The following is a 23,737-nucleotide window of genomic DNA, read 5'->3' as shown; positions in this document are numbered from 1 at the left end:
ATGCTGACCTGCTGGCATTCGATGTTCAGCGAGCAGGCGCCGGCCAGGGTTGCGGCCAACGGCTGTGCGCCGCCCATGCCGCCCAGGCCGGCGGTCAGGACCCAACGACCTTTCAGGTTGTTGTCGTAGTGCTGGCGACCGGCTTCGACGAAGGTTTCGTAGGTGCCCTGGACGATGCCCTGGCTGCCGATATAGATCCAGCTGCCGGCGGTCATCTGGCCGTACATGGCCAGGCCCTTGGCATCCAGTTCGTTGAAGTGTTCCCAGGTGGCCCAGTGTGGCACCAGGTTGGAGTTGGCGATCAGCACGCGCGGGGCGTTGCTGTGGGTCTTGAACACGCCGACCGGCTTGCCGGATTGCACCAGCAGGGTCTCGTCGTCATTCAGGTTGGTCAGGCTCTCGACGATCTTGTCGTAGCACTCCCAGTTCCGCGCGGCCCGGCCGATACCGCCGTAGACCACCAGCTCCTTGGGGTTCTCGGCCACTTGCGGGTCGAGGTTGTTCATCAGCATCCGCAGCGGCGCTTCGGTCAGCCAGCTTTTGGCGGTCAGCTTGTTGCCACGGGCGGCGCGGATTTCAACGTCACGGCGCTTGGTAGGCTTCTGGGTATTGTCAGTCACGAAACAACTCCTCTGCGATCAATCCGAACCAGCCCAGGCAGTGGGCGAGTGAGCTTGTGCGGGACACCCCGGCACAAACGGAAACAGGTTTTGTGGGCGACTTATACGCACACACATTTACTTGTACATACAAGCATATGCAATCAAGCGGCCAACTTATTGGCTTGCCGCTCAATAAAACCTGGGATTTGGCTGAAACGCCCGTAGGACAAGGGCTTGGCGGTAGAGGTTTTTTTTCCGAGAGCTTGGGTAGCGCAGTGACGACTGTTACCTGAGCTGGGAATTGCGCCGCGTTGGGGCGCTCGGTGACAGTTTGAGAGATGTTGGTGCGCGATGGGGAACGTTTTTGGGGGGCGTGCGGGTGCGGCGAGGAGGGCGGTCCTTTGGTGGTCGAGAGGCAGCGAAATGCATTGTCTTGACCGCTAAAGGAGCGCCTGGGGGCAACCTGTTTACTTGAGGTTTTTCTGCACCGTGGCCAGTACCTCGCCACTGCGGACCTGTTCGGTAACACTCACCATGTCCAAATAGAAGGCACGGTCATGCTCGGCCACCGGCACACGGCTACGCACCAGGTCGTAAACCGCCTTGGTGACGCTGGAAGCCTTGTGCACCTCATGGAAATCCAGGGCCTGGCAGCCTACCAGCAGTTCAATCGCCAGCACCGATTCGAGCTTTTCGGAAACCTTGTAGGCCTTGATCGCGGCGTTATACGCCAGGCTGACCAGATCCTCCTGGTTGGCGCAGGTGGAGAAGCTGTCGACCGTGGAGGGGAACGACAGCGCCTTCATTTCCGCATACAGGCCCGCCGCGGTGTATTGAAGGATCATGTAGCCGCTGTTAAGGCCCGGGTTGCGTACCAGGAACGCCGGCATCTCACTGAAGTGCGAGTTGACCATGCGGTCGATACGGCGCTCGGAGATCTTCGCCAGGCTGGCCAGCGCCACGCACAACGAGTCCGCGGACATGCCGATATAGCTGCCGTCGAAGTTGGCGCCGGAGATGGCAATGCCGTCGCCGTCCTCCAGTGGGTAGATGATCGGGTTGTCGCCCGAGGAGTGGATTTCGTTCTCGATATTTTCCCGGGCGTGCTCGATAAATCGTTTTGAAGCGCCGTGCACCTGGGGAATGGCCCGCAAGCTGTAGGCGTCCTGCAACCGATAGTCGATGTTTTCGGCGATCAGTTGGCTGTCATGCAGCATCGCCTTTATATCCCTGGCGGTTTGCGCTTGCTCCTTGTGTGCCTTGATCGAGTGATAACGCGGGTCGAAGGCGCGAATCGTGCCCTTCAGCGCTTCCAGCGAAAGGGCCGCGGCGACATCGGCCAGCGAGGCGCTCTGCATGGCGTTGTACAGGGCCAGAATGGCGATGGCGGTCACCGACATGGTGCCATTGAGCATGGCCAGGCCTTCTTTGCACTGCAGGTCCGTCGGTTGCAGGCCGACCTGTTCCAGCGCGGTAGCGCCATCGACCCATTCGCCGCCATTGACCCGGGCTTTGCCTTCGCCCAGCAGGACCAGGGCGAGGTGCCCTTCGACAGCCAGATAACCCACCGAACCTTCGCCGGGTGCAAACGGCACCACTTCGTTGTTGAGCAGGCCGGCAATCAGCTCCAGCAACTCCAGGCGTACCCCGGAAAAGCCTTTGCCCAGGCTGATCAGTAGCATTAACTGGATAGCCCGAACCTGTTCACGTTTGAGCGGCTCGCCCACCGCGACGGCGTGGGAGCGCACGATATTGACCTGAAGCTCCTTGGCATTCTGTGGCGAAATCACATGCCGAACGTTATCGCCGAACCCCGTGGTCACGCCATAGACCAGGCGATTTTCATCGAGGAAGCGTTCGACCAGGCCACGGGATCTTTTCACCCGGTTCTTGTAGGTCTCGGAAAACGACACCTTGGCTGAATAACGGGCTACCGCGACGAACTCTTCGATGGAAGGTTCTCTGTCGCCAAGAACGACCTGCGTGATCTGCTGTGGATGAGCTTTCATTGCGAACTCCCGGGAAATGATGGAGGGGGGCCGGACCGGCCGAGCCCTCGCTCGATTGAGCGTGGGAGAAGGCTAAAGCGATTTTTAGATGAAGAAAATATGGCAATTTCTGTCAGTTTTAATAGAATTTCTAAACATTAAAAGCCTCCGAGTGTGTTGTGTCGCCATGAGTCGCTTACCGCCCTTGCGGGCCCTCCAGATATTCGAAACCGTCGGTCACTGCGGCGGTATCTCCCAAGCGGCAAAACGCTTGAACCTCTCCGTGGGCGCGGTCAGCCAGCAGATGAAGTTGCTGGATGAGGCGCTGGGCATGAGCCTGACGGTCAAGGAGGGGCAGCGCTTGCGGCTGAACGCCATTGGCCTGCGTTTTCATGCGCGCTGTTCGGCGGCCTTTGAAGAGCTGAGGGCCGCGGTTTCCGAAGTCGAACGTTCGAAAAATCCCAACAATCTGTATGTCAGTGGCCTGCCGTCTCTGATGACCAAGTGGTTGGCGCCCCTGACCTACGAATGGCAGCATGAGCACGCTGATCTCGACATCTATCTGGATGGCACGCTGGCGGATACGTCGGAAGAGGAAAACGCGGATTTTCGGATCGACTATGGCGAGCCTGGTCAATATGCCGAGCATAGCGTCGTGCTGTTCCGCGATTGTGTGGTGCCGGCCTGTTCACCGAGGCTGTTGGGCCTGCCAGGCTATCCCGGTCAGGTGGAACAGGCCGCGGACCTGCTGCAATACCCACTGATGCGTATCGATTCGCGGCCGAAATTCGACTCACCGCCTTCCTGGGCCGAATGGTTCGAGCGTGAAGGTGTGGCCGTCGAGCAGGCGATTGTCATCCGCCGCAGTTTTTCGTCGTCCAGCATGGCCATTCAAGCCGCCATCGATCACCAGGGCGTGGTGTTGGCGCAGTTCTCGATGATTGCCCGCGATATTGATGAAGGGCGCCTGGTCATTCCCTGGGGGCGCGCCATGCCGCTGCCGTCGCCGTATTACCTGAGTTGGCACCCCAACACCCTGCAGAAAGCCCAATGTCGGGCCTTTCAGCGCTGGTTGATCGGTCGGGGCAGGGCACAAGAGGAGGTTACCGCCGGGTTGATCGTTGCGCTCTGATCGAGCCAAAACCAAGTATCGTGAATGTTGTGCGGGGTTTTGGTAGATTCGCCGCGCTTACAGACTGCCTTGCCGGGCAGCTTCAGAGACTGAGCTTCAGATTCGGAAAGGTTCATGGCCAAGAAACCAGCGGCGTCCCCCACTGACACTTCGATCACCGCGTCCAAGAAGGGTGCCAGCCTGACCTTGATCGATGTGGCCAAGGTCGCCGGCGTTTCGCCGATGACCGTGTCCAGGGCACTGCATCGCCCGGAGCTGGTGACCGAGGAGACTCGGGAAAAGGTCCGCGAGGCGGTGCGCAGGACCGGCTATGTTTCAAACATGCTGGCCGGTGGTCTGGCGAGCAACAAAAGCCGTCTGGTAGCGATTTTTCTCCCGACCATCGCCAACTCCATTTTTGCCGACACCGTGCAATCACTTATGGATCGCCTGACCCAGGCGGGTTATCAAACCTTGCTGGGGCTGACCGGCTACTCCGCCGAGCAGGAAGAAAAGCTGCTGGAAGCAGTCCTCGGCCGACGCCCGGACGGTATTGTCCTTACCGGTACGCTGCACACCGAATCCAGTCGTCTGCGACTCGCCCAGGCGGGTATCCCGGTGGTTGAGTCCTGGGACTTGAGTGAAGATCCCCTGGACATGCTGGTGGGCTTCTCCCATGAAAAGGTCGGGGAGGAGACCGCACGCCATTTACTCAAAAAGGGCTACAAACGCTTCTCGGTGGTCACCCTCAGTGACCCCCGTGGCCTGCGTCGCTGCAACAGCCTGATTGCCGAGCTCAAACGGCAAGGTATCGAGGAAGTGCCGATGGCGGTCCTCGCGCCGCCGGCTACCCTCGAAGTGGGCAGGGAAGGGCTGCGGCGCCTGCTTGAGCAGCCAGTGCCGCCCGAAATTGTGGTGTGCAGTTCCGACACCGTGGCCCAAGGGGTCCTGGCGGAAGCCGCCAGTCGCGGGATGCAAGTACCCTCGGACCTCGCCGTGATGGGCTTCGGTGACCTGAGCAGTGCGGCACAGGTTTATCCGGCCTTGTCGACCGTCAGCGTCGATGGCAAGAACATTGGCCTGCAAGTGGCCCAGGCGCTACTTGAGCGCTTCGACTCTCCCGCCGGCAGTCATCAGCCTGTGCGAATCGACACGGGCTTTACCCTGATCGACCGCGCCAGCACTTGAGTTGAAAAGCCTCATCAGGCGATCAACGCGCGGTTGAATGATTGCGCAATCAGTGTAATATCGGCCCGAAGGTCGCCTGGTTTGCCGGGAAGGGCCTTTTTTTAAAATTTGAAATGATTGCGCAATCATTTCGTTAACGTGCCGTTATCAGGAGCCGTCAGGGCCACAGGGATTCACCGCTGCACTCACAATAAGGAAAATAATAGTGATCAAGCCTACGCAATCGGTCGTGAAGACCAACGTCCGCTATCTCATCCTCGTGATGATCTTCATTGTCACCGTGTTCAACTACGTTGACCGGGCCACGCTGTCCATCGCAGCTCCGAGCATGCGCACCGACCTTGGCTTCGATGCCATGACCATGGGCATCGCCTTCTCGGCCTTCGGCTGGGCCTACACCTGGATGCAGCTCCCCGGCGGCATTGTCCTCGACCGCTTCGGCTCGCGTCTCGTGCTCGGTATGAGCCTGATCATCTGGTCGGTATTTACCTTCCTGCAAGGCTACGTCGACCTGTTCAGTTCGGCCTTTCTCGCGCTGTTTGTCCTGCGTTTTATGATGGGGGTTGCCGAAGCACCGGCGTTTCCCGCCAACAACCGCCTGACGGTGATGTGGTTTCCACGTCATGAACGGGGCCTGGCCACGGCGGTGTTCCAGTCCGCGCAGTATTTTGCCCTGGCGGCATTCACCCCGTTGATGGTCTGGCTGGTCAGCACCTGGGGCTGGCAGCACGTGTTCTGGGTCACGGGTGCGGCGGGCATCCTGATCGGCTTGCTGTGGTTCCGCATGGTCCAGGAACCGCGCAAGGACAAGCGCACCAACCAGGCTGAAATCGACTACATCGAAGCGGGCGGGGGCTTACCCACCATCGGTGACGTGAAGACGCCCTTCAGTTGGAAAAGAATGAAGGCCATCGGCGGCAACCGAATGATGTTGGGCATCTACCTGGGCCAGTTCTGCCTGACCTCGATCACCTGGTTCTTCCTGACCTGGTTTCCGACCTACCTGATCGAAGCCAAGGGCATGACCCTGCTGAAGGTCGGGCTGGTGGCCGCCATTCCACCCATCGCCGGTTGCCTGGGCGGCATGATCGGCGGGGTCTGGTCGGACTGGATGCTACGTAAGAACTTCAGTCTCACCGCGGCACGCAAGACGCCAATCATCTGTGGCTTGTTGCTGTCGAGCAGCATCATGGTCGCCAACTACACCCAGTCGATCACCCTGGTGATTCTGGTGATGTCCATCGCCTTTTTCGCCAAAGGGGTCGGCAACCTGGGCTGGTGCATTGTCGGTGACGTTTCACCGGCACGGGCCATGGGCGTCAGCGGGGCCATGTTCAACTTCTGCGGCAACCTCGCCAGCATCGTTACCCCCATTGCCATCGGTGTGATGATTAACCAGTTGGGCTCTTTCGATGTCGCGCTGATCTACGTGGCCAGCATGGGGTTGCTGGGGGCGTTTTCCTATTTGTTCATTGTCGGGCCACTCAAGCGCCTGGAGCTTGATGATTTCGAGGACCCACCGGCCAAGACCGTCGAAGCCGCCCCGGTGAATACCGAACTGGCTCATCAGCACAGCTGATCTCTTTTTAAAATCTCATGACTGTTCAAGGAGAGCCCACATGCTCACAGCACAACACGCCATCAAATCCTCCGACGACGACCGTATTGCCTGGGTGCGTGTGTCCTCGGTGATCTTGCCCCTGGCTAATCCGATCAGTGATGCCAAGGTGCTGACTGGGCGGCAAAAGCCGATGACTGAAATCGTCATCCTGTTCGCTGAAATCGAAACCATCGACGGTCACCGTGGCCTCGGCTTCAGCTACTCGAAGCGGGCAGGCGGCCCGGGGCAATTCGCCCATGCCGAGGAAATCGCGCCGGCGCTGATCGGCGAAAACCCCAGTGATATTGCCAAGCTGTGGACCAAGCTGTGCTGGGCCGGAGCATCGGTGGGGCGCAGCGGTATGTCGACTCAGGCTATCGGCGCCTTCGACGTGGCGTTGTGGGATTTGAAAGCCAAGCGCGCCAACCTTTCCCTGGCGCGTCTGCTCGGTGCCCAACGTGATTCGGTGCGCTGCTACAACACTTCGGGTGGTTTTCTGCACACCCCGCTGGATCAACTGATGAAGAACACCGACCTGTCTCGTGAAAAGGGCATTGGCGGTATCAAGCTGAAAGTCGGCCAGCCGGATTGCGCCATCGACATCCAGCGCGTCAGCACCGTTCGCAAGCACCTGGGTGAGCACTTCCCACTGATGGTGGATGCCAATCAGCAATGGGATCGCCCGACGGCCCAGCGCATGTGTCGCCAGTTTGAACAATACAACCTGATCTGGATTGAAGAACCGCTGGACTGCTACGACGCCGAAGGCCATGCCGCCCTGGCCCGGCAATTCGACACACCGATTGCCACTGGTGAAATGCTCACCAGCGTTGCCGAGCACGCCGAGTTCATCAAGCTGCGCGGCGCCGACTTCCTGATGCCCGACGCGCCACGAGTGGGTGGGATTACGCCTTACCTGAAGGTGGCGGCCATGGCCGAGCAAGCCGGCTTGATGCTGGCGCCGCACTTCGCCATGGAACTGCACGTGCACCTGGCAGCGGCTTACCCGACGGAGCCCTGGGTCGAGCATTTCGAATGGCTCGAACCACTGTTCAACGAGCGTCTGGAAACCCATGACGGTCGCATGCTCGTGCCCACCCGTCCCGGGCTGGGGCTGACGCTCAGCGAGCAGGTCAAAGCCTGGACCGCTCAAGTCGCCGAGGTGGGTATGCGGCCATGAGCCCGCGGGTGAGTGCCGCCGAATTCGAACACATTCGCAGTGGCGGCGCTGAAGTCGATATGGATAAAACCAGGGAGAAAGGTGCCTTTGGTAACGTCGTTATCAAGATCGCTGGAGCCTGATCTGCTTCAGCGACCGGTTGATACGCACACAATCAAAGGTCGTCGGATCAAAGTCGTTATCCCCGAACCACTCCAGCACGTTGTCATGCTCGGGGTGGCCGGAGTCCGCCAGGGCCGTCAGAAACTCATCGTAGCCCAGCATGCCGCCGATATCTTCCGGCGGTCGGGCGTTGGCGCCGTCGATGCAGTAGGGCAACTGGGGGCAAACGCCAGCGGGGATGATTTTTTCCACCCGGATCACATGTTCCCAGCCATCCCTGAAATCATAGACGTAACGGAAGGTCCGTTTCCCGCGCAAGGCGCCGATCAATGTCTGGCGTTTCTCTGCAACGACCGGTGGCTTCCAGCCGGCATTCGAGGTTGAAACGCCGTAGCTGTCACCGGCGATTTCAAATTCGTGCCGGTGCGCGTCGGTCCAGCCCATCGTTGCCTGAATGACCTGGTGCAGGTTGCCCAGGGTGATGTTTTCAGGGACCGCTACCTGGCGCCAGATCGTGGGTGTTATCCACTTCAGCTCAATCCGCAGGATCAGGACACGGTCGATGTTGGGAGTCGGCAATTGGGCAATGGGTGACATGAGTCTGGCTGCCTCTCGAGGGTCAATGGACAAGAAGCGATATCAGGGATCGCTCCGACGCTTCCTTAAGTCATCCCTCTCAAGTGTTCAGGCTCTGGAGGATCCGTTGTAGGAACTTGATTGATGGATGCAATACTCCGATGGTAGCGACGTTGTTCATCGACGAAAATCAGACCGCAAGGACAAAATGGGTGTGAATCAGCCTACGACAATGGGCGATATTTAAACGGAACTGACTGAGGAGAACCCTTCAACCCTTATCGGGTGGTCAGGTTTTCGAGCGTTTTTTGAAGTTTGTTGATATCCATGGGCTTTTGCATGCACTCGTTGAATATGGACGCCTGGCATTTTCCACGCACCTCATCCAGAGAATGGGTAGTAATGGCTATAATCGGGGTGGTCCGAGGGTCAAAGCCCCGTTGGCGAATCCTTATGGCGGTTTCAATACCGTCCATTCCAGGCATTTGGATATCCATCAGTATGGCATCGTAGGATTTGCACAACATACCCAAGGCTTCATAACCATTGCTGGCTATGTTGACACTGCAGTTAAGGCTTTTCAGGATCCTGCAGTGAAACTCGCGCACTCGCTCATCATCGTCAACAATCAATATGGAGAGCCAGGTGCTCTGCCTCGATTGGCTGTCGATGGAGGGAGTTTCCTTGGCTTGTTCTGCAATACATTGAAAAAATTTAAGCATGTCCGCTCCCGAAAGCTCGAGGTCAGAGCAACTTTTTTCGAAGTGGGCCATGAACTGTTTCATTTGCTCCAAGGTCATGCTGTCCGCCTTCCTGGCCCCTGACTTGAGCTTCCAGAAGGTCTTCATGATCTCAGTCAACGGCTCCTGTAGGTGTCGGCTGAGGGTTTGCTTGCTGACCGGGAGCCTGACGCTGTTCGGATGGGTGTTTTGGCACATAAGAAGCTCCCTCTGTTCCCTGGGACGATTTGCTTTGTGATTCGGTTTAAAATTTATAAAGCGAATAGGCGGGTCATTCAATAGAGGCTTATGTCGCTTATTGCTGAGATTTTTGTAGGTTAATTCTTTGCGATGTATAGGATGCTGGTCGGGTTTGTACGATCAGGTTAATTTCTTGGTGTATCCATTGCCAAGCTAGGCAAAATATGTAGAAATTGATTCAATCAAAGACTGAAGGCCCACCTATGTATATCGACAAGACGTGGCATCTAGCTATCACTGGTGACGAAGTGGATTGGGCTGAGTGCGAGCTGCAGCTGTGGAGGGCCTTTAATGCCTTCAAACGTTGGCAGTTGGAGTGCGAAAAAATGGTCAATGATAGTAATTTATCAGTGGATGAGCTGGCGGTGCTTCACGTTATTCGCATGAACGATCGGCCTAAAACCATTGCGGAGGTGGGGCGGCTATTGAATCGTCCTGATCATTTCAATATTAATTATTGTGTTACAAAGCTCAGCGAGAGAGGGTTGGTGAAGAAGTATCAGCCGTTCAAGAATCGGCAGGTACAACTCAGTGTTACTGAGGAAGGACGGAAAAGTACGGATAAATACACGGAGGCTCGTAAAAATATACTGTTTGGAGAATTTTCATATGAGATCAGCGGTATCAATCTCAAAGAGGTTGTGCACGGACTCAGGCAAATCAAGGGCGTGTATGAGGAGGCTCATCGAGCGGCTTCAATTTATAAGTCTGTCAAGGCCGAGTTCGGTTGAGCGGGTTTGAAATTTACGAGGGTTATTCAATGAGACATATTGCGATTGTGGGTGCCGGGCAAGCTGGACTATTGCTGGCGATAGCGCTTAAAAAAAAGGCTACGATATAACGTTGTTCAGTGATCGAACGGCTGAGCAAATTCGCGATGGAAACATTATGTCCAGCCAGGGGATGTTCGATACGGCTTTACAGATTGAGCGGCGCTGGGGACTTAATTTTTGGGATGAAGAATGTCCCTGGAATACGTCGGTGACTTTTACATTGAGCGAGCAGGACACGGCTCGAAAAGATGTTGAGTGGAAAGGTAAAACTCAACGACCCTTTCAGTCGGTTGATCAGCGGCTGAAATTTTCCCGTTGGCTTGACGTTTTTCAGAGTCTTGGAGGGCGTTTAATCATCCAGGACGTGGCGTTGGCAGACCTTGACGAGATTTCCAAGTGGCACGAATTAACGATTGTCGCCAGCGGTAAGGGGGAGATTGGTCGCTGTTTTTTGCGTGATCATGAACGTTCGATATTCGAAACGCCGCAACGAACGCTTGCCTGTTTTTATGTGACAGGAATGTGGCCGGTTGAGCGTTTTCCTGGTGTTCGGGTGAATGTCATTCCTGAGGTTGGAGAGTACATCACAATGCCTGGTTTAACGTTGGGTGGGCGATGTGAAATGATGTTGTTCGAAGGTATTCCCGGTCGCGCGTTTGATGCCTTTAGTGATGTGTCGGATGCGGATGAGCAGTTGAGTGTCAGTCAAGAGTTGCTCGCGCGTTATATGCCATGGGAAGCAGAAAGATCCGTCGGTATTAAGTTGTCAGATAGGCACGCCCACCTGAAAGGAAGTTATACACCTTTCGTGAAGCACCCGACGGCCAGAATGCCAGGTGGACAGTTTGTTCTTGGTATGGCAGATACTGTTGTGCTGAATGATCCGATTGCTGGTCAAGGGGCGAACAATGCGACGAAATGTGCCGGTGTTTATTTTGATTGGATAGTGAAACGCAATAAAGAGCCTTTTGATGAGGCCTGGATGCAAAGGCTGTTTGAGTGCTACTGGCGACGGTATGCACAGGCCTCGACGAACTGGTCAAATATACTGCTGCTGCGTTCTCCGAAGCATGTTATGGAGCTTTTACGTTCAGCCGCACATCTGTCGGGGTTGGCTGACACATTGGCGAATGGATTTGATGATGCGAATGCTTTTTTTCCCTGGATTACTGACCCGATCAAAACCCAAGGAGTGATGGACAGCTTTAAATAATGCAAGGGCGCTGTTTGTTTTTAAGGAAGTCACGCTGTAATAATTGAGGATGCGAATGTGATTACGTTGCATATGCCTGTGAGAAAGGCGAATTTTGAATCATTGTTAAAGGAAAATAGGCGCCTTGCAGACGGCTATAAAGGCAGTGCTCTTATGTGTTTGATTCAGAGCAAACAGATGGAGGACAAAGCGAGCCGAGAGCGTTTACTGGACGCCATCCAGGTGTTTTCCGATTACTTCCAAAAAACCATCATGTTGAGAAGTGTTTTTTGTGAAAATCGCCAATTTTCATCCGTGGTGCAAGCCCATCTGAATGAAGAGTTTGGCCATAATTTCAAGCTGATGAAGGACAGAAAGTATCGAGCGCCTACCTGGCATCCTATTCTGGAGGCTACTGCGGCCTGGTTTGCCTGGAAAATGTTCACGCTGGACAACGAAGAAAAAACCGTATTGATTCACCTGGTCCTGGAGGCGAGCGCCAATATATTTTTCAGTGCCGCTCATGAAGTCATGCGCCGTTATGGTGAGACGGACTACTTTGAAGTTCATGCGCAGGCGGATGCCCAGCACGAACAAATGGGGATCGATCTATTGAACAGTCTTTCCGCCGAAAAATATCTGAATTTGATGACCCTACAACAACAAGGCTGGGAGATGCTGAACGCCGCGTGTGATCAGATTGCTCGCTTGAGTATCCATTCATGAGGGCTGCTCGGGGCCCAAGAAGTTCTACTCGGCTGCCGGGTTTATCCAATTTGGCGTCGAGCCCCGCGCGATGAGTATCGAGGGGCATTTCTACGATGGAGAACACATGTTCAAACGGCTGGATTAATCCTCAATCCTGATCGATGCTTGCCGGCAGCACCTTGCTGACCCATGGTTTCACGCTGTTCGGTGCCATGGGTCGGGCGATCAATCCCGTGGAGATCGAGGCCTGCCGCCAGTTTGTCGGCGCAGCGCCGCTGGAAGTCCGCGTGGCCCACACCGGTAACGACACCTCGTAGCCCCTGGCCATTTCGCTGGCGTTGTCCGCGGCCGTCAGATAGGGTTTCAAGAGATCCACATCAATCATCATAGAGAGCGATTCCTTTATGTGGCTTTTCTACGGAGGCCAGCCGGCGAGCGGGTCCATGTTGGGGCTGCCGCCCGCATACTGATGAAAATCGTTGTTGTTCAGGGCGTTGTCTCCTGTTGGTCGCCTTTAGCCGATCAATCGGTGCTGTCCCTGTCTTTTTCTTCGCTCAGCTTTGGGGGCGGCGGATGAACTGTCGAATGTTTGTGCCTGTGCTATTCGGCCTTGCCGACATGGGGACCCTGCTTGACGCCGACGTCGCCCACTCGTTGCGCCGAACCCCTTTGTCCAATCCGTGAGACCGCACCATGGAAACACTCAATCGTTCGCTGTTCCTGCTGCTCAATGCCGATGCGCAGCCCGGCTCCGGCACGCTGTTCATGCTGACCGCCTTGGCCGAGTGGTTGATTTATGGCATCCCGTTGCTGCTGGCCGGGCTCTGGCCATGGGGCAGCAGGCAGACGCGAGTGGCTACCGTGGTGGCCATGCTCAGCGTTCTGCTCGCCTTGGCGATCAATCAGCTGATCGGCCTCTTTTGGACGCACCCCAGGCCATTCATGATCGACCTGGGTCACACCTTCCTGCCCCATCAAGCGGAAACCTCGTTTCCCAGCGATCATGCCGTGGTCTTCTTTGCCCTTGGGCTTGCCTTCATCGCCAACACCTTGCGTCGGACCGGTGTGGTGCTGGTGTTTCTCGGGGGGGCGGTCGGTTGGGCCCGTATCTATCTGGGCGTGCATTTCCCCCTGGATATCGTCGGGTCCCTGGGGGTGGCGCTCGTCAGCAACTGGGTGGTGGCGTTGGCACTGAGCCTCGGGTCGTTCAGCGTGCGTCTGCTCGATGGACTGGAGCTGGTCTACCGACGGATCTTCGCACTGCCTATCGCCAAGGGCTGGTGTGATGTCTGAAACCTTTCGATCCATTCCGCGCACGGTCTGGGCACTGGGCTTTGTCAGCTTGTTTATGGACCTCTCGTCGGAGCTGGTGCATGCCCTCTTGCCCGTCTACCTGGTGGGAACGCTGGGTGTCAGTATGCTGGCCGTCGGTATCATCGAGGGGGTCGCGGAGGCTACGGCGCTGATCGTGAAAGTCTTTTCCGGGGCGCTCAGTGATTTTATCGGTCGCCGCAAAGAACTGCTGATTCTGGGTTACGGCCTAGCGGCCCTGACCAAACCGCTGTTCCCACTGGCGGTGTCGGCGCAGTTGGTGTTTACCGCGCGAATCCTGGACCGGATCGGCAAGGGGATACGCGGTGCGCCGCGCGATGCGCTGGTTGCCGATGTTGCCCCTTTCGCCATCCGTGGTGCCTGTTTTGGGCTGCGTCAGTCGATGGACACCATCGGTGCATTCCTGGGGCCGTTGCTGGCCATTGTGCTGATGATCGGCTTTACCGGTGACATTTCCCGGGTGCTCTGGTTTGCCGTGATTCCCGCCGCGGTTGCTGTAGGGCTGCTGGTGTTCGGGGTCAGCGAGCCTGAGCATGAGGCGGGGAGAAAGCCCTTGCGTTCGCCCATACGACTCCAGTCGCTGAGTCGTTTTTCTCGGGACTACTGGTGGGTGGTGTTCATCGGTGCGGCATTTACCCTGGCGCGCTTCAGTGAGGCTTTTCTGGTGCTGCGGGCCCAGCAGGCCGGGTTCAGCGCGACATGGGTGCCGTTGGTTATGGTGGTGATGGCAGGCTTCTACATGCTGTCGGCTTATCCGGTGGGCAAATGGTCGGACAGTGTCAGCCGAACGACGCTGCTCGGTGCCGGCCTGGTGTTGTTGATCCTGGCCGATATCACCCTGGCTGATGTGCAATCCATTTCCGGGTTGCTGCTGGGGGTTGCGTTGTGGGGGCTGCACATGGGTTTCAGCCAGGGCATCCTGGCCACGCTGGTGGCGGACACTACACCCACAGACCTGAAAGGCACGGCCTTCGGGGTGTTCAATTTGATCAGCGGGGTTGCCTTGCTCCTGGCCAGTGTTATCGCCGGTTGGCTGTGGCAGGTCCATGGCGCGGCGGCGACGTTCTACGTCGGCGCCGCATTCTCGGCGGCGGCGTTGTGCCTGCTGTTCGCCAGGCATTGTCGTGGATGAAAAACCAACGGTGCAGGGGCGCGCAGCCAACGTTCGTACGGCATACTCTGCACCGTCGAGATGAAAAGGATCAAAGCATGTTGTTGAGTAAACGCGAGCAGGCGCGGATCGAGCGTCGCCTGGTTGCCACCCTGACCGAGGCCTGCGAGACGGCCAAGGCCAGGATCGAGGGGTTCGCCTGGCTGACCCACGAGGTGGACTTCGCGCGCTTTCCCTCCAGCCTGCGGGTGACCTGGGTTTTCGACACCCGGGCCAACCGTGACCAGGCGCTGGCCGGCGAGTCAGCCCGGATGCTTGAACTGACCGCCGCCGCCTTGCGCGAAGCGGACGTCGAGGTCAAGCAGGTCGCGGCTCATCTGGCGTTCGACAGCGAAGAACATTGCCAGCAGGTGAGCGCCGGTCACTGGCAACAGCACCTTGCCCGCGGTCCGCGCCCGGGGCGCCACTGAACCATGGCCAAGGATATCGACAATCCCTGTATTTCCGTGTGCCAGCTCAACAGCGAGATGTGTTTGAGCTGTGGCCGTTCCAAGGAAGAGATCAAGCAGTGGAAGCGCATGAAGCGCCCGGAAAAAATGGCCGCGGTGCAACGCGCGACGCTACGCCTGAAAAGCCTGCAGAAAAAGAAGCGTTAATCCGCGTCAAAGTCCGTGGAGCGGGTCAGCGCTTCCCAGGCGTCGAGCTCCGCGGCATAGCTGGCGAGCTTTTCCCGAACCAGCGTGAGTGCATCACTGCCCAGCAGCAGATGAGCCGGCAACCGCTGCGTCGATCCGCTCGAAATCGGTGACTGCAAATCGACCAGCAGGGCGGCGCCATGCGCGCGGCACTCACCCAGCAAGGTCAGTTCGGCAAGATAACCAAGGCCATTCGCCGAATTCACGGGGCTTACAGCCTGCCGCTGAGCGTTGAGCAGTTGGCCGCTGAAGCCGGCATGAGCATTCCCTCGTTCCACAGTCATTTCAAGTCGGTGACCCAGACTTCACCGCTGCAATACCTGAAGTCGATCCGGCTGCATCAGGCACGGCTGCTGATGCTCAGGAACGACGTGAGCGCCGCGAGTGCTGCCCTGGAAGTGGGCTACGAAAGCGCTTCGCAATTCGGCCGTGAGTTCAAGCGGCTGTTCGGCAGCAGCCCTGTTGAAGAGATCAAGCGCATGAAGGCCAGTTTTGTGGTGCCGCCGCCGGGAAGTTCAGGTTTCCATACCTACTCTCCCTGACCAGGTTGTGGCGTTAACCGACCGCCATGGCGGTCGTCCCTCGACGTTGGCGATAACCCAACCAGACCAGCGCCAGAGCCGTCATACCCAGCCATGGCAACAGCAACAGGTTCATCTTTTCCCAGCCCAGCACCTGCAATAACGCCCCGGCACTGAACGAGCAGGCCAGGCCGACCACGAAGATCGTCATGTCGTTGGTGGCTTGAGCGCGACCTTTTTCCGCTGGGATGTAGGTACGGGTCAGCAAGGTGGTGCCGCCGATATAGAGGAAGTTCCAGCCCACGCCGAGCAGCACCAGTGCGCTGGCAAAGGAGTTGAAACCGGTGCCGGTCAAGGTCGTCAGTACATGGACCGTCAGCAATCCGACGCCGATCAGCATGATGCGTAGCACGCCGAAACGGGCAATCAGCGAACCGGTGAAAAACGACGGCAGAAACATCCCGAGCACATGCAATTGGATGACGGTGGCGGCCGTCGATAAATCATGGTGGTGCTGCATCATGGCCAGCGGTGTCGCGGTCATGGCCAGGATCATGATGCCGTAGCCGGTTGCCGCACCAAACAGCGCCACCAGGTAGGCGGGCTGGGAAATGATCTGTTTCCACGGGCGAGCCTTTTGGCCTGCGCCAGCGTCGTCCCGACTGGCCGGAATACGCAGCCCGAGCAATACACCGGCGCCAATCACCGAGGCGACGGCCAGCAGCAGGAATGAGCCCGCATACGGGGCATTCATCAGCGTGCTGCCCCAGCGCCCCAGCAAAGGTCCTGCCAGCGCGGCGGCGATACCGCCGCTCAACACCAGGGAGATCGCCCGGGGACGGAAGCTGTCGTCCGCCACCTCGCTGGCGGCAAAGCGGTAGAACTGCGCGAAGGCCTGATAGGCACCGACCAGGAAGGTACCGCAGGACAGGAGTCCCAGCGAACCCAGCGCGATGCCACCCGCGGCAATGACGCCACCCAGCACGCCCAGCAACGCCCCGACAATAAACCCCGCGCGGCGTCCCACGCGGGCCATCCATAAGGAGGCGGGAAAGGTCATCAGCGCCGTGCCGAGGAACATCGTCGCGATGGGCAGCGTTGCTAGCGCCGGCCGAGTGGCAATCTGGCTGCCGGCCAGTCCTCCCACCGTCATCACCAGGACCGAGACGGTCTGAAACAGTGCCTGGGCACTGGCTAGCAAAAGCACCTGGCGGTGCATGGGACGACTGCGCATAAGTAAATCCTCTTCCCTCTGCGGGGCAGGTTTTTGACGATGCATGACTATATATCAATCATTCAATGAATTGATTGAATGATTTTTCGCTGATACGATTTTGCTCATGTTGAATCCAAAGAAATTCATGTTCGATCAGTTGGCGGACCTGGCGCGGGCGCTGGGAAATTCCCATCGCCTGGAAATCCTTGAACACGTCTCCCAGGGGGAGCGTTCGGTCGAACGACTGGCCCAACTCACCGGGCTTTCCGTGGCCAATGTCTCGCAGCATCTTCAACATTTGCGTCGGGCCGGGTTCGTCCAGTCTCGGCGTGACGGCAAGCACGTGTTGTATCGGTTGGGGGAAGGGCCGATCACCGCACTGATTGCCGGATTGCGCAGTTATGCCGAAGTCAATCGAGCCGAAGTGCAATGCTTCGTGAGTGATTATTACGATCGGATGGATGACCTTGAGCCGGTTTCCCGGGAGGATCTGCTCGCTCGTCTGCAAGACGGGACGGTGACACTGCTGGATGTCCGACCCGAGGACGAGTTTGCCCAGGGGCATTTGCCCGGGGCCTTGAATATCCAGCTTCATGAGCTGGAACAGGGCCTGGCCAGCCTGTCCCGGGAGCAGGACCTGGTGGCCTACTGTCGTGGGCCTTACTGCGTGCTGTCCTTCGAAGTGATTGCCGCGCTCAGGGCCAAGGGCTATCGGATCAGGCGGCTCGAAGACGGTTTTCCCGAGTGGAAGGCGGCGGGGCTCGAGGTGGTGATGTCGGCCTGAGTTTCAAGCTCTCGCTTGCAGGCGCGCGGTTATTCCCTTGCTGTAAGCGCAGGCAGTGCTGGAAATTTCGTACTGTTCCGCCAGGCATAACCTATGGCGTTCAAATGGAGGGCCCGCCACTGCGCCGGCTTTTGCCTTGGCTCTGTTCCTACCTAGTAGCGCCAATGCCCTGGCACCCAGATCCACTGATTCCCGCCCCAGCGATAATGTCCGGCGACCCAGTGATAACCCGGTGCCGGCAGGACCGGTACGACTTCGACCATGGGCGGTGGTCGACGCGGATGCACCGGCTCGACAATACAGCCGGCCAGTGACGCGGCCATCAGGCTGGCGATAAGCGCGCTCTTGAATATTCGCAGCATTGCGTAACTCCTTGCTGGGGATTTAGTCGTCGCCTTGTTGGCGGGCTTCAAGGGTTAAACGCTGCCAGCGGCAAAACCCGTCGCGCCTACAGGTTTTTTTGCATCGCCTTGCCTTTGGCCTGCCCACGGAAATACAGCGAGTCGACCAGCTTGCGACGCTCCTCCTGGGGCAGCGTATCGGCGAATTCCGCCAGGGTGTTGTCCACCAGCGCCCTGAGCGCAATATCGGCCTCGCGGGCCTTGCCCAGATCCGTCAGCAAGGCCGGACGATCCAGTGTCGGCGCTTCGAGCTGCTTGATCACATCCTGACGCGCCTGGCGGCCCGCCATGATCAGCGGCTGGCTGTCGGCTCGATTGCGGCGCAACAGGTGGCGCAATTCACGCTGGCGCGTCTCCGGCAATTGCACTATCGCCTGGCGCAAGCCGTGCTGGTTGACGGCGGCCATGGCCGGTTGCGCATTGACCAACCAGTGGTAGATGCCACCGCCGATGCCACAGATCAGAAAGACATTGAGCATCAACGACACCAGGAGGAAGTTCTTGATGGTCTTGGACGGTTGACTCATTGCTCGCTTTCCTCGGCGTTTACAGTGAAGACGATGTCGGCATCGCCCTGGTCGAAGACACTCGGCAGCGCTTCGGATGCGGTGGGTAGCGGCAGGCTCAGCGAGACCACCAGTATGCCGGTGGCAATCCCCGCCAAGCCCACGCCGACGAAACCGACCCGGGACAGCCAGTCGGCATAACGGCTCCAGAACGACAGCGGCCTGGTTGTGATCGCCGAAGCGGCGATACGCCGGGCCAGGGCCGGATCGGGGGCCGCCAATTGATAGCTGTCGAGCAGGCTGTCGAGTTGCCGGGCCTGTTGCAGCACCTGGAGTGAGGCGGCGTCGCCGCGCTCAAGCAACCCCAGGGCGGCGTTGCGCTCGGCGGCCGGCCAGCGTTGCAGGTCCGCGCCGTAGGCGTCGGCCAGATAAGCAAATCGTTCGGGCGTCATCGTCTTCCCCTTCCTAGGCTATCTGGACCGTGCGTTTCGGCGAGGTAGCTGCGCAGGTTGCGCCTGGCCCGCGACAGCAGGCTTTCCAGTGCATCGACGCTGATATTCATCAGCGCCGCTGCTTCGATGTTCGACAGCTCCTGGTAGTACTGCAACACGATGGCTTCGCGCTGACGGTCGGGCAACGCCGCCAGGGCGGCAGCCATCTGTTCACTGCGCGCCACGGCCTCCAACTGTTCATCGGGGCTTGGCGCGTTGTCGACGGGCTCGCTGCCGGGCTCGTCGTCCTCCAGCGGGCGCTCCTTGCGCTTGCGCAGGCGGTCGTGACAGAGGTTCAGCGCCACCCGGTGCAGCCAGGTGTCGAAACGGGCTTCGCCACTGCGCCAGCTCGCCGCTTGCCTCCAGATGCGCAGGAGACTTTCCTGCGCCACATCCTTGGCCTCGTCGGCATCGCCCAGTATCCGGCTGGCGAGCGCGAGTAAACGGGGCAGCTTGCGCGACACCATCTCGTTGACGGCGGCCGGCTCCTTGTTGCCAATACGGGCCAGCAGCTCAACGTCCGGATCAGTTTCTTTCAATCGGGCAAGTCTCGGTCCGGTGATGGGTTCGGGTATGACAAGGCCGGGCGGCGCAGAAGCGCCGCCCGGCCCGGGGATCAGCGGACCCAGTGTCCTTCGACCCAGCGCCAGTTAGGTCCGCGGGGTTCCCAGTGACCCGGCTCCCAGCGTGCATTGTGCATCATCCGCTGCCAGTGGCCGGGTACCCAGACGTAACCCCGGCCTTCCCAGCGCCAGTGGCCGCGGTCCCAGGCGTAGCCGTGACGCTCCATGGGAATCGCCTCGACGCGCATCGGCGGTGGCGCTTCGCGGATGATCATTTCGGGCTGAGCAAAGGTTGGCGTGCTGGTCAGCGCGGCGAACGCCAGCGGGATCAGCAGGAGGGCATGGCGCAATTTGGCCAGGGGGCGTGTAGGTCTCATGACAACTCCTTCAGGCTGCGTACGAAAGTGAACGCTGCTGATGAGTTGAACGATAGGTGCCGGGAAAATCCGTCGCGAGCAAAAATCATTTTTTTATCGATACATTCTGAGGGGATGTGCGAGGGCAGTATTGCGCAGGGAAGGTGGGTGCTTGATGAAATTGTTCGGGGCAGCGACGGATTGGCCGCCGCTGTCACGTTCAACCTATAACCGTAGCAATAGGCAGGTGCCCTGGCCCTGCGCGTTGAGCGGCTTCCGTCCATTGAACCCCTTGAGGAAACCATCATGTCACGTCGTCTTTCGCTGCTGGGTGCAGCTGTGTTACTGCTGAGTCTGAGCGGCTGTGTGATCTTGCCGGGGCATCGGGATCATTGCTGCTGGCGTTATTACGGGGATGCGGCACCCGCTGCCGTGGACTCCTCGGCGGGTTGAGAGAGGGGATCTCGAATACGCCATGGATGGCTCGTCATAAAATGAAGTAATTCCCAACTTGTGTTTTGAGCTTTATTGATGCTGGAAAATCATAAAAAACAGGCCCATCATTCCCGTTGCTGTCTAAGCTTCACAGGTCTGCGCCGCACCTCTTGGAGAGCGGTGGGAAATTAGCCTTCTTCCGGGAAATTATTTTGTCTAACGTCTGCTCCAGCGGCCTCGATATTGGCTTCGCTTCGCTGAATTACTTGCAAATCGGCATTCTGGGTATCATCCAGGGCATCACGGAACTGCTGCCTATCTCTTCCACGGCGCATATGCGCATCGTCCCGGCGGTACTCGGTTGGCAGGATCCGGGCTCGGCTTTTTCGGCGGCGATGCAATTGGCCGCGCTGGCGGCTGTGGTCAGCTATTTCTGGCGTGATGTGCGCGATGTGGTCGGCGGCAGTATCGGCGCCGTGCGCCAGGGTGATTACAACAGCCCATGGTTCAAGCTGGCGGTGGCGATCATCCTGGCGACCATCCCCATCGGGATCGCCGGCCTGGCCTTGTCTTCAACTCTCAACGCTTGCGATTCGCCCTTGCGCGGTCTGACGGTGATCGGCATTTCCTGCCTGGTGATGGCGGTGTTGATGGCGGTGTCCGAGTTCAGTGCCCGCCATCAGCGAGTGGTGGGCGAGATGCGCCTGCGCGATGCGCTGATCGTCGGTATCGCCCAGGTCGGCGCGCTGATCCCGGGTGTATCCCGTTCCGGCTCGACACTGACCGCGGCGCTGTTTCTCAACTTCAAACGCGAAGAGGCCGCGCGGTTCTCCTTCCTGCTGGGCTTGCCGGCAATCGCGCTGGCCGGGCTCAAGGAGTTGTGGGTGCTGCACCATGCGCAGATCCCGGCGGAAGCCTGGACCCATCTGCTGTTCGGTTTGGTGGTGGCGAGCGTCTCGGCGTTCTGCGCGATCTGGGGCCTGATGCGCTTCCTCGAACGTTTCTCCACCTGGCCGTTCGTGATCTATCGCGCGGTGCTGGGGATTTTCCTGCTTGTCGCGGTCAGTACCGGCTTTCTGTCGTAATCGACGGGCGCGGGCGTAGCCGGCGGGCTACGCAAAAAAAGGCCCGCAAGGAATGCGGGCCAATAAGAGGTTTCACCAAAGAAGCCGGTAGAAATATAAACAGCCCGCGCCTTGCTCACAGTGAAAGAAGTTTTATTCGTTTAGAATTTAAATCGTTTATTTTCAAAGTCTTGTGAGGCAGCGGCCAAGCTTTTTTGCGGTGGCCCCTGAAGATTTCTTCATGATTGCTTTTGGCGGCGTGGGAAGTCTTGCAGGCGTTATCGGTGCAGGTTCCTTTCCAATCCCTGGCGAACGTCGGGCCACTCTGCGTCGATGATGCTGAAGCGTACGGAGTTGCGTTTGCGCCCGTCCGGCATGATCCGCTCGTTGCGCACGATCCCTTCCTGCTTCGCGCCCAGGCGCAGGATCGCCGCCCGGGATTTCTCATTGATCTCATCGGTGGTGAACTGCACACGCACGCAATCGAGCACGTCGAACGCATGGCGCAGCATCAGGTACTTGGCCTCGCTGTTGACGAAGCTTTTCTGCCAGCGGGTCGAGATCCAGGTGCTGCCGATTTCCAACTTGCGGTACTGGCGGTCGATCTTCCAGAAGCGCGTGGAGCCGATGACTTCGCCGGTGGCCTTGATCACGATGACAAACGGCATCACCGTGCCGGCTTCCCGGCCCGTGAGGGCGCTGTGCAGGTAGGACTCGACCGTGTTGGGCCCCGGTACCACGGTGAACGGCAGGTTCCACAGCTCGCCGTCCCGGGCGGCGTCCACCAGGGCGTCGGCATCGTCGGGCTGGAGTGGCCGCAGCAGCAACCGGTCGCCTTCAAGGGATTGCAGCAAGTGCAGGTTTTTCACGGGGCAGGGCTCGCAGTGCGGGTTTCAGCGAGCATTACAAAGTAGCCGGGATCGGCTTGGCAAGGGCCATTCCAGGTTAAAACAGGCGGACCAATCCAGCCGCGGTCTGCTCAGGCCTGACTGACATCCAGCAACCACGGTTTGGCAATCGCCAGGTAATCCTGCGTATCGAGCACCATCGAGGCATCCAGTCGACCGGCATTGAAGGCGATTTCGCCGTAGCGGGTGGTCAAGGCCGGGTCGACAATCAATTGAATCCGTTCATCGAAGACGAAAGGCGGAATGGCGCCGATCCGGCAGCCGGTCAGTTCCATGGCAGTTTCGGCCTTCACCAGTTCGGCTTTTTTCCCGCCCAGGGCCACCCCGACCTTCTTCATGTCGAGCTTCTGGTCCCCTGGCAGGATCACCAGGGCATAGGGTTCGGCCTGGCCCTTGAGCGAGCAAAGCATGGCCTTGGCGCCCTGGCCCGGTTCGGTGCCGCGGATTTCGGCGACCCGCGCCGACTGGCCCTCGGCGTCGTGCAGCAACACCCGGTAGGAGGCGGCACGGGCATCAAGCAGCTCTACCAGGCGATCGAACATCGGATACATGGGGTTCTCCTCTGGTTTACAACATCAGGTTTACAAAATCAGGTTTGCAGAATCAGGTCATAGGACAGTTTGCTGATCAGGATCACCAGCAACACCAGGAACAGCGCCCGGACAAAGGGTACGCCTTTATGCACCGCCAGCCAGGTGCCAGTCAGCGCGCCGAGGATGTTGAAGACCGCCATGGGAATGGCGATCAGGTAGAGCACGTTGCCGGTCGGAATGAAGAACATCAGGGCCGCGACGTTGGTCGCGATATTCACCACTTTGGCCGACGCCGAGGCATGCAGGAAGTCAAAGGCGAAGCAGCGGATAAACAGGAAGATCAGGAAGCTGCCGGTGCCGGGGCCGAACAGTCCGTCGTAGAAACCGATGGCCCCGCCGATCACGATCGCCAGCAGTTTTTCCCGGGTGCCGATGTGCATCGGTTTGTGCAGGGCGCCGAAGTCCTTTTTCCAGAAGGTGTAGACCGCCATCAGCACGATCATTACCAGCACCGCCGGGCGGATCACCGACTGGGGCACGACCGACACCGTGGCCGCGCCGAAGAAGGACATGGCGAAGGCCGCGCAGGCGGCGGGAATCACCAGGCTCCAGTCGATCACCACTTTGCGTACGAAGGACCGGGCCGCGAAGGCCGTGCCGCAGGCGGCCGCGACTTTGTTGGTACCCAGCAGCGCCGCGGGTGTTGCCGTGGGCAGCACGTTGAACAGCGCGGGTATCTGGATCAGTCCGCCGCCGCCCACCGCCGCATCGATCAGGCCGGCGGCAAAGGCGAACACGCAAAGGATGACAATATCGACCAT

The 23,737-nt window shown here is 58.6% G+C and carries 29 protein-coding genes and 1 pseudogene; 16 read left to right on the top strand and 14 right to left on the bottom strand.

Annotation, left to right across the window (positions count from 1 at the left end; translation table 11 throughout):
* Positions 1-620: urocanate hydratase family protein (locus AC07VG_RS21525; RefSeq protein ID WP_495021850.1), on the bottom strand; the 620-nt coding region annotated here is incomplete at its 3' end.
* A gap of 449 nt (positions 621-1,069) precedes the next feature.
* A complete protein-coding gene (locus tag AC07VG_RS21520; RefSeq protein WP_495002099.1) occupies positions 1,070-2,611 on the bottom strand; it encodes an HAL/PAL/TAL family ammonia-lyase in 1,542 nt (513 codons plus the stop codon).
* Positions 2,612-2,777: 166 nt separating this feature from the next.
* On the opposite strand from AC07VG_RS21520, the gene AC07VG_RS21515 reads away from it, so the two are divergent.
* The 4 genes from AC07VG_RS21515 (at position 2,778) to AC07VG_RS21500 (ending at position 7,669) form a co-directional block, all read left to right on the top strand.
* Positions 2,778-3,722 (top strand): LysR substrate-binding domain-containing protein, encoded by a 945-nt coding sequence (locus tag AC07VG_RS21515; RefSeq protein ID WP_495002098.1) that lies wholly within the window; start codon positions 2,778-2,780, stop codon positions 3,720-3,722.
* A gap of 114 nt (positions 3,723-3,836) precedes the next feature.
* Complete coding sequence (locus tag AC07VG_RS21510) at positions 3,837-4,889, top strand: LacI family DNA-binding transcriptional regulator (RefSeq protein WP_495002097.1); 1,053 nt, start codon at positions 3,837-3,839, stop codon at positions 4,887-4,889.
* Positions 4,890-5,151: 262 nt separating this feature from the next.
* The gene (locus tag AC07VG_RS21505) at positions 5,152-6,468 is read left to right on the top strand and encodes an MFS transporter (protein ID WP_495002104.1); all 1,317 of its coding nucleotides are present in this window, start codon (positions 5,152-5,154) and stop codon (positions 6,466-6,468) included.
* A 40-nt stretch (positions 6,469-6,508) separates the two neighbouring features.
* Positions 6,509-7,669, top strand: coding sequence for an L-talarate/galactarate dehydratase (locus tag AC07VG_RS21500; RefSeq protein ID WP_495002096.1), 1,161 nt, complete (start codon positions 6,509-6,511; stop codon positions 7,667-7,669).
* Between the two features lie 102 nt (positions 7,670-7,771).
* On the opposite strand, the gene AC07VG_RS21495 is transcribed toward AC07VG_RS21500, so the two are convergent.
* Both AC07VG_RS21495 and AC07VG_RS21490 read right to left on the bottom strand, forming a co-directional pair.
* The gene (locus AC07VG_RS21495; protein ID WP_495002103.1) at positions 7,772-8,368 is read right to left on the bottom strand and encodes a plasmid pRiA4b ORF-3 family protein; all 597 of its coding nucleotides are present in this window, start codon (positions 8,366-8,368) and stop codon (positions 7,772-7,774) included.
* 257 nt (positions 8,369-8,625) lie between these two features.
* Entirely contained in the window at positions 8,626-9,285 is a 660-nt protein-coding gene (locus AC07VG_RS21490; protein ID WP_495002095.1) for a response regulator, read from the bottom strand.
* 245 nt (positions 9,286-9,530) lie between these two features.
* Here AC07VG_RS21490 and AC07VG_RS21485 point away from each other — a divergent pair, with 245 nt between their 5' ends.
* The 8 genes from AC07VG_RS21485 (at position 9,531) to AC07VG_RS21450 (ending at position 15,099) form a co-directional block, all read left to right on the top strand.
* A complete protein-coding gene (locus AC07VG_RS21485) occupies positions 9,531-10,058 on the top strand; it encodes a winged helix DNA-binding protein (RefSeq protein WP_495002094.1) in 528 nt (175 codons plus the stop codon).
* A gap of 157 nt (positions 10,059-10,215) precedes the next feature.
* Positions 10,216-11,313 (top strand): styrene monooxygenase/indole monooxygenase family protein, encoded by a 1,098-nt coding sequence (locus tag AC07VG_RS21480; protein ID WP_495002093.1) that lies wholly within the window; start codon positions 10,216-10,218, stop codon positions 11,311-11,313.
* A gap of 57 nt (positions 11,314-11,370) precedes the next feature.
* Entirely contained in the window at positions 11,371-12,018 is a 648-nt protein-coding gene (locus AC07VG_RS21475; protein WP_495002092.1) for an iron-containing redox enzyme family protein, read from the top strand.
* A gap of 143 nt (positions 12,019-12,161) precedes the next feature.
* Complete coding sequence (locus AC07VG_RS21470; protein ID WP_495002091.1) at positions 12,162-12,317, top strand: hypothetical protein; 156 nt, start codon at positions 12,162-12,164, stop codon at positions 12,315-12,317.
* A 376-nt stretch (positions 12,318-12,693) separates the two neighbouring features.
* On the top strand, positions 12,694-13,293 hold the full coding sequence (locus AC07VG_RS21465) for a phosphatase PAP2 family protein (protein ID WP_495002090.1): 600 nt from the start codon (positions 12,694-12,696) through the stop codon (positions 13,291-13,293).
* On the top strand, positions 13,286-14,464 hold the full coding sequence (locus tag AC07VG_RS21460) for an MFS transporter (protein WP_495002089.1): 1,179 nt from the start codon (positions 13,286-13,288) through the stop codon (positions 14,462-14,464). The genes AC07VG_RS21465 and AC07VG_RS21460 overlap by 8 nt, the downstream gene beginning before the upstream one ends.
* Positions 14,465-14,541: 77 nt before the next feature.
* On the top strand, positions 14,542-14,913 hold the full coding sequence (locus tag AC07VG_RS21455; protein WP_495002088.1) for a hypothetical protein: 372 nt from the start codon (positions 14,542-14,544) through the stop codon (positions 14,911-14,913).
* Between the two features lie 3 nt (positions 14,914-14,916).
* Entirely contained in the window at positions 14,917-15,099 is a 183-nt protein-coding gene (locus AC07VG_RS21450) for a DUF1289 domain-containing protein (RefSeq protein WP_103494981.1), read from the top strand.
* On the opposite strand, the gene AC07VG_RS21445 is transcribed toward AC07VG_RS21450, so the two are convergent.
* Positions 15,096-15,344, bottom strand: coding sequence for a hypothetical protein (locus AC07VG_RS21445; protein ID WP_495021849.1), 249 nt, complete (start codon positions 15,342-15,344; stop codon positions 15,096-15,098). The two genes, AC07VG_RS21450 and AC07VG_RS21445, sit on opposite strands and share 4 nt — an antisense overlap.
* On the opposite strand from AC07VG_RS21445, the pseudogene AC07VG_RS21440 reads away from it, so the two are divergent.
* Positions 15,267-15,680 (top strand): annotated as a pseudogene (locus AC07VG_RS21440) (helix-turn-helix transcriptional regulator); the annotation flags it as partial. The gene AC07VG_RS21445 and the pseudogene AC07VG_RS21440 overlap by 78 nt on opposite strands.
* A 13-nt stretch (positions 15,681-15,693) precedes the next feature.
* On the opposite strand, the gene AC07VG_RS21435 reads toward AC07VG_RS21440, so the two are convergent.
* Entirely contained in the window at positions 15,694-16,893 is a 1,200-nt protein-coding gene (locus tag AC07VG_RS21435) for an MFS transporter (RefSeq protein ID WP_495002086.1), read from the bottom strand.
* 106 nt (positions 16,894-16,999) lie between these two features.
* On the opposite strand from AC07VG_RS21435, the gene AC07VG_RS21430 reads away from it, so the two are divergent.
* Complete coding sequence (locus tag AC07VG_RS21430; protein WP_495002085.1) at positions 17,000-17,659, top strand: ArsR/SmtB family transcription factor; 660 nt, start codon at positions 17,000-17,002, stop codon at positions 17,657-17,659.
* A 152-nt stretch (positions 17,660-17,811) separates the two neighbouring features.
* Here the strand turns inward: AC07VG_RS21430 and AC07VG_RS21425 are convergent, their stop codons facing one another.
* From AC07VG_RS21425 to AC07VG_RS21405, 5 genes are all read right to left on the bottom strand, one after another.
* Positions 17,812-18,021: a YXWGXW repeat-containing protein gene (locus tag AC07VG_RS21425; protein ID WP_495002084.1), complete on the bottom strand. Its 210-nt coding sequence runs from the start codon at positions 18,019-18,021 to the stop codon at positions 17,812-17,814.
* Between the two features lie 86 nt (positions 18,022-18,107).
* Positions 18,108-18,587 carry a periplasmic heavy metal sensor gene (locus tag AC07VG_RS21420; RefSeq protein WP_495002083.1) on the bottom strand — a complete coding sequence of 160 codons (480 nt, stop codon included), beginning with the start codon at positions 18,585-18,587 and terminating at the stop codon, positions 18,108-18,110.
* Positions 18,584-19,018, bottom strand: a complete 435-nt coding sequence (locus AC07VG_RS21415) for a hypothetical protein (RefSeq protein WP_495002082.1) — start codon at positions 19,016-19,018, stop codon at positions 18,584-18,586. Before AC07VG_RS21415 ends, AC07VG_RS21420 begins: the two co-directional genes overlap by 4 nt.
* Positions 19,015-19,596, bottom strand: coding sequence for an RNA polymerase sigma factor (locus tag AC07VG_RS21410; RefSeq protein WP_495002081.1), 582 nt, complete (start codon positions 19,594-19,596; stop codon positions 19,015-19,017). The genes AC07VG_RS21415 and AC07VG_RS21410 overlap by 4 nt, the downstream gene beginning before the upstream one ends.
* Before the next feature lie 77 nt (positions 19,597-19,673).
* On the bottom strand, positions 19,674-19,997 hold the full coding sequence (locus AC07VG_RS21405) for a YXWGXW repeat-containing protein (protein ID WP_495002080.1): 324 nt from the start codon (positions 19,995-19,997) through the stop codon (positions 19,674-19,676).
* A gap of 285 nt (positions 19,998-20,282) precedes the next feature.
* Here AC07VG_RS21405 and AC07VG_RS21400 point away from each other — a divergent pair, with 285 nt between their 5' ends.
* Together AC07VG_RS21400 and AC07VG_RS21395 are read left to right on the top strand one after the other, a co-directional pair.
* Positions 20,283-20,429: a hypothetical protein gene (locus AC07VG_RS21400; protein WP_495002079.1), complete on the top strand. Its 147-nt coding sequence runs from the start codon at positions 20,283-20,285 to the stop codon at positions 20,427-20,429.
* Positions 20,430-20,623: 194 nt separating this feature from the next.
* Positions 20,624-21,496, top strand: a complete 873-nt coding sequence (locus AC07VG_RS21395) for an undecaprenyl-diphosphate phosphatase (protein WP_495002078.1) — start codon at positions 20,624-20,626, stop codon at positions 21,494-21,496.
* A 257-nt stretch (positions 21,497-21,753) separates the two neighbouring features.
* On the opposite strand, the gene AC07VG_RS21390 is transcribed toward AC07VG_RS21395, so the two are convergent.
* The 3 genes from AC07VG_RS21390 to AC07VG_RS21380 all read right to left on the bottom strand — a co-directional run bounded on the left by AC07VG_RS21390 (position 21,754) and on the right by AC07VG_RS21380 (position 23,737).
* The gene (locus AC07VG_RS21390; RefSeq protein WP_495002102.1) at positions 21,754-22,326 is read right to left on the bottom strand and encodes a GNAT family N-acetyltransferase; all 573 of its coding nucleotides are present in this window, start codon (positions 22,324-22,326) and stop codon (positions 21,754-21,756) included.
* A gap of 128 nt (positions 22,327-22,454) precedes the next feature.
* The gene (locus AC07VG_RS21385) at positions 22,455-22,934 is read right to left on the bottom strand and encodes a YbaK/prolyl-tRNA synthetase associated domain-containing protein (protein ID WP_495002077.1); all 480 of its coding nucleotides are present in this window, start codon (positions 22,932-22,934) and stop codon (positions 22,455-22,457) included.
* Positions 22,935-22,972: 38 nt separating this feature from the next.
* Positions 22,973-23,737 carry a sulfite exporter TauE/SafE family protein gene (locus tag AC07VG_RS21380; RefSeq protein ID WP_495021848.1) on the bottom strand — a complete coding sequence of 255 codons (765 nt, stop codon included), beginning with the start codon at positions 23,735-23,737 and terminating at the stop codon, positions 22,973-22,975.

The organism is Pseudomonas sp. GW821-FHT03C07, assembly GCF_059420925.1.
Note: the sequence above shows the minus strand (reverse complement) of the source record. Positions and strands in the feature narration are given on the sequence as shown.

Excerpts from the sequence above, each read along its gene's own strand:
- AC07VG_RS21520 (WP_495002099.1), bottom strand. The coding sequence starts at position 2,611 with ATGAAAGCTCATCCACAGCAGATCACGCAGGTCGTTCTTGGCGACAGA.
- AC07VG_RS21515 (WP_495002098.1), top strand. The coding sequence starts at position 2,778 with ATGAGTCGCTTACCGCCCTTGCGGGCCCTCCAGATATTCGAAACCGTC.
- AC07VG_RS21510 (WP_495002097.1), top strand. The coding sequence starts at position 3,837 with ATGGCCAAGAAACCAGCGGCGTCCCCCACTGACACTTCGATCACCGCG.
- AC07VG_RS21505 (WP_495002104.1), top strand. The coding sequence starts at position 5,152 with ATGATCTTCATTGTCACCGTGTTCAACTACGTTGACCGGGCCACGCTG.
- AC07VG_RS21500 (WP_495002096.1), top strand. The coding sequence starts at position 6,509 with ATGCTCACAGCACAACACGCCATCAAATCCTCCGACGACGACCGTATT.
- AC07VG_RS21495 (WP_495002103.1), bottom strand. The coding sequence starts at position 8,368 with ATGTCACCCATTGCCCAATTGCCGACTCCCAACATCGACCGTGTCCTG.
- AC07VG_RS21490 (WP_495002095.1), bottom strand. The coding sequence starts at position 9,285 with ATGTGCCAAAACACCCATCCGAACAGCGTCAGGCTCCCGGTCAGCAAG.
- AC07VG_RS21485 (WP_495002094.1), top strand. The coding sequence starts at position 9,531 with ATGTATATCGACAAGACGTGGCATCTAGCTATCACTGGTGACGAAGTG.
- AC07VG_RS21480 (WP_495002093.1), top strand. The coding sequence starts at position 10,216 with ATGTCCAGCCAGGGGATGTTCGATACGGCTTTACAGATTGAGCGGCGC.
- AC07VG_RS21470 (WP_495002091.1), top strand. The coding sequence starts at position 12,162 with ATGCTTGCCGGCAGCACCTTGCTGACCCATGGTTTCACGCTGTTCGGT.
- AC07VG_RS21465 (WP_495002090.1), top strand. The coding sequence starts at position 12,694 with ATGGAAACACTCAATCGTTCGCTGTTCCTGCTGCTCAATGCCGATGCG.
- AC07VG_RS21460 (WP_495002089.1), top strand. The coding sequence starts at position 13,286 with ATGTCTGAAACCTTTCGATCCATTCCGCGCACGGTCTGGGCACTGGGC.
- AC07VG_RS21455 (WP_495002088.1), top strand. The coding sequence starts at position 14,542 with ATGTTGTTGAGTAAACGCGAGCAGGCGCGGATCGAGCGTCGCCTGGTT.
- AC07VG_RS21450 (WP_103494981.1), top strand. The coding sequence starts at position 14,917 with ATGGCCAAGGATATCGACAATCCCTGTATTTCCGTGTGCCAGCTCAAC.
- AC07VG_RS21435 (WP_495002086.1), bottom strand. The coding sequence starts at position 16,893 with ATGCGCAGTCGTCCCATGCACCGCCAGGTGCTTTTGCTAGCCAGTGCC.
- AC07VG_RS21430 (WP_495002085.1), top strand. The coding sequence starts at position 17,000 with ATGTTGAATCCAAAGAAATTCATGTTCGATCAGTTGGCGGACCTGGCG.
- AC07VG_RS21425 (WP_495002084.1), bottom strand. The coding sequence starts at position 18,021 with ATGCTGCGAATATTCAAGAGCGCGCTTATCGCCAGCCTGATGGCCGCG.
- AC07VG_RS21420 (WP_495002083.1), bottom strand. The coding sequence starts at position 18,587 with ATGAGTCAACCGTCCAAGACCATCAAGAACTTCCTCCTGGTGTCGTTG.
- AC07VG_RS21415 (WP_495002082.1), bottom strand. The coding sequence starts at position 19,018 with ATGACGCCCGAACGATTTGCTTATCTGGCCGACGCCTACGGCGCGGAC.
- AC07VG_RS21405 (WP_495002080.1), bottom strand. The coding sequence starts at position 19,997 with ATGAGACCTACACGCCCCCTGGCCAAATTGCGCCATGCCCTCCTGCTG.
- AC07VG_RS21400 (WP_495002079.1), top strand. The coding sequence starts at position 20,283 with ATGTCACGTCGTCTTTCGCTGCTGGGTGCAGCTGTGTTACTGCTGAGT.
- AC07VG_RS21385 (WP_495002077.1), bottom strand. The coding sequence starts at position 22,934 with ATGTATCCGATGTTCGATCGCCTGGTAGAGCTGCTTGATGCCCGTGCC.
- AC07VG_RS21380 (WP_495021848.1), bottom strand. The coding sequence starts at position 23,737 with ATGGTCGATATTGTCATCCTTTGCGTGTTCGCCTTTGCCGCCGGCCTG.